Raw genomic sequence first — 2501 nt, 5'->3', positions numbered from 1 at the left:
AAAAAGGGACTAATTCGGTGTCCCTAAATTTTGGACCTCATTTTAACCCTTATAAAACCTAAGAATATGAGATTCTAGATAGTTCCTCTTCCTCCGCAAAAGAAAACCCACAACAAGAGTTGTGGGTTTTTTGATTCCGAAAAACGTTGAAAATTTATTTTCAAAAGGTTGAGGGATCAAAAAACGAACAAGCGTCAGCTTGTGTTGGTTTTTATGCTTGCCCGGGATTGCTTTTCAGGGATGCACGAAGTGAATCCCAATAGGATTGTAAGTTACATTTGCATGATCTGAGGTTGCAGGGATGCACGAAGTGAATCTGATTTAGAACGCTTGGGTTGAGGGATCAAAAAACTAACAAACGCCAGCTTGTTTTGAATGCATTGAATTTCATGTGCCTTGCATATGAAAAAATATCTTCTCAATTATTGTACTTTTTAATTTTAATTTTCGATGATTCGTGCATTCATATAAAATGCTATCTATTCGCCATAAACTTCCTTGTTTCTCTTCCTGCAATCCATTTAGCTATTTTATTCTTAACGAAGGGGATTTTGATGTCATAATAGAAATCTTTCTTGTCTTTATAGAACTTGTAATCAGCCCACCCTTTCAATTTATTCCATTCTGAAATAGATTTGAAGATATTAAAGTACACCAATTGCCCTAATGAAGGTTCAAATTTCTCATGTGACTTAATTGCATTAAGAAGCTCTTCATATCCATTTAATGCCTGCAAACGATTATGAGCTGTTTCATTTTTAGATTTAGTTGCTACCTTAAGTTCCAAAGATGACACAAAGTTATATCCACTTTGAGTGAAGTTTTCATTTAAATATTTACTGGTTAGGTCGGCCCCAAATCCAGCACAGGTAGTAAGTGCCATGGCATATTTTCCAAAAAACATTGGTCTATGAGCAAGATAGCTTGTTCGTTCTACAAATTTCTTCATCAACGCGCTAATGGTTCTAGCATAAGTAGGAGACGCGAATATAGTGCCATCAGCAGCTTTCATTTCTTCGATGATCATATCACGATCGTCTTTAAGAGGGCAATTTTCTTCTCCAATATTGATGCATGAATAACAACCAAGGCAATCCATCAGATTTAATTCAGAAAGCATAAGAATCTTGAAATCTATTTCAGAATTACTTTGTTTAAGCAGTTTAAGAATGTTGTAAGTATTCCCTTTGTGCGGGCTTCCGCAGATTGCTACTATTTTTAGTTTTTTATCCATCATTACTGAATCTAACCATTGGACATTTCAATTTTCTATCAGAACTTAGACTACCATTTCTAATATAGGTTCAATGCTTTCTTTGTCAACATAGTCAAACCCATAGCGCTCATCTTTTCTGGCTTCGGGATCTGGATTTATTAGGGAACCTATCCAAAGCATCTTCCGAACCCACCAACTAACTTTCGAATGGTCTAACCTGCCTGGAAGGCCCACATGCTCCATTTGTGAAGCCAGCCCGGAAGGAAGGGAAGCAGCAACCCATCTGTTGAGTTTATCGCCTGGCCCGGCACCGGAAACCGAAAATAAGATTTTGGACTTGTCCTTAAGCAGAGGTAAATTTGTCCTTACCCATTTTCGGATAGAAAGCTTAAAATAGAGAATTGAACTGCCCAATATTAAATACTCGTACTTTGACGGATCGGCATTGGGATCCTTAATGTCAAATACAGGAAATCCTGTGGCTTCGCCAATCCAGTTGGCATATTGCTCTGTACTACCGTACTTACCAGAGAAAAAAATTGCTCCGTTCATAATACATTGTTTTAGCTATTGGTATAACAAAATTAAACTAGCCCATAGGACCAAATATCAAAGCCTGATCACCAATATCGATACCCTCACAACTTTTAGAAAAGCTGCTGCCATCCAATTCAATTTGAAACTTTAAGTGATCTTCCTCACCATTCGAATTAACAGCAAGCCAGCGATAGGGTACGTCCAGCTCGGTTACTTTAGGGTTTGTGAGATTGAGAATGGAATATTGTCCTTTCTGACATTGAAATCCGGGAGGTTTTTCAAAGCTCAATTCGAGCGTTTTGTCATCTAACTTTTTGCGCTCTGAAAGGGCAACAACTCTCTGGTCTACATACTTTTCGTCATCACATTCCGACCATATTTTGTCTTTATTCATCTGCAAGGCAGCCAAAAACCCTCCCGTAATACTACCTTCAAAGCCACCGCCAGGAAAAGCCCAAGCCGACGCGAAATAGAGGTTTGGAATCAGGAAATTATTTCTAAATCGTTTAGAAGCTGTTAATTGCAAGGTTTGAGCAAAACCGTAAACTGCTCCACTGGGATTAGAGGTATACCGCTTGATAGTTTTCGGGGTAGATACCTCGTAATATTCTATGCTTTCCGAAATACCCGGAAACTTCTCTTCCAGGCGCTTCAGTAAGATCTGGGCTACCTCCTCTTTTTTTGCCTTGTAGTCATCATGACTAAGGTTTTCCCAGTTTTTCAGATAAGCTACAGTACAGATCACACC

General features: G+C 38.5%; 2 protein-coding genes and 1 pseudogene. All 3 read right to left on the bottom strand.

Features of this window, described 5'->3' with window-relative positions; translation table 11 throughout:
• Positions 1-475: 475 nt before the first annotated feature.
• Positions 476-1237, bottom strand: coding sequence for an NAD(P)H-dependent oxidoreductase (locus Q0X77_RS15350; protein ID WP_297798687.1), 762 nt, complete (start codon positions 1235-1237; stop codon positions 476-478).
• Between the two features lie 42 nt (positions 1238-1279).
• Positions 1280-1768 carry a flavodoxin domain-containing protein gene (locus tag Q0X77_RS15345; RefSeq protein WP_297798686.1) on the bottom strand — a complete coding sequence of 163 codons (489 nt, stop codon included), beginning with the start codon at positions 1766-1768 and terminating at the stop codon, positions 1280-1282.
• A gap of 37 nt (positions 1769-1805) precedes the next feature.
• A pseudogene (locus tag Q0X77_RS15340) lies at positions 1806-2501 on the bottom strand (NAD(P)/FAD-dependent oxidoreductase); the annotation flags it as partial.

This window comes from uncultured Eudoraea sp. (assembly GCF_947258925.1).
GTDB lineage: Bacteria > Bacteroidota > Bacteroidia > Flavobacteriales > Flavobacteriaceae > Eudoraea.
This window is presented reverse-complemented; position numbering and strand designations above follow the sequence as displayed.

Bases quoted from the DNA above. Each gene is read 5' to 3' on its own strand.
- Q0X77_RS15350 (WP_297798687.1), bottom strand. From the start codon at position 1,237: ATGATGGATAAAAAACTAAAAATAGTAGCAATCTGCGGAAGCCCGCAC.
- Q0X77_RS15345 (WP_297798686.1), bottom strand. From the start codon at position 1,768: ATGAACGGAGCAATTTTTTTCTCTGGTAAGTACGGTAGTACAGAGCAA.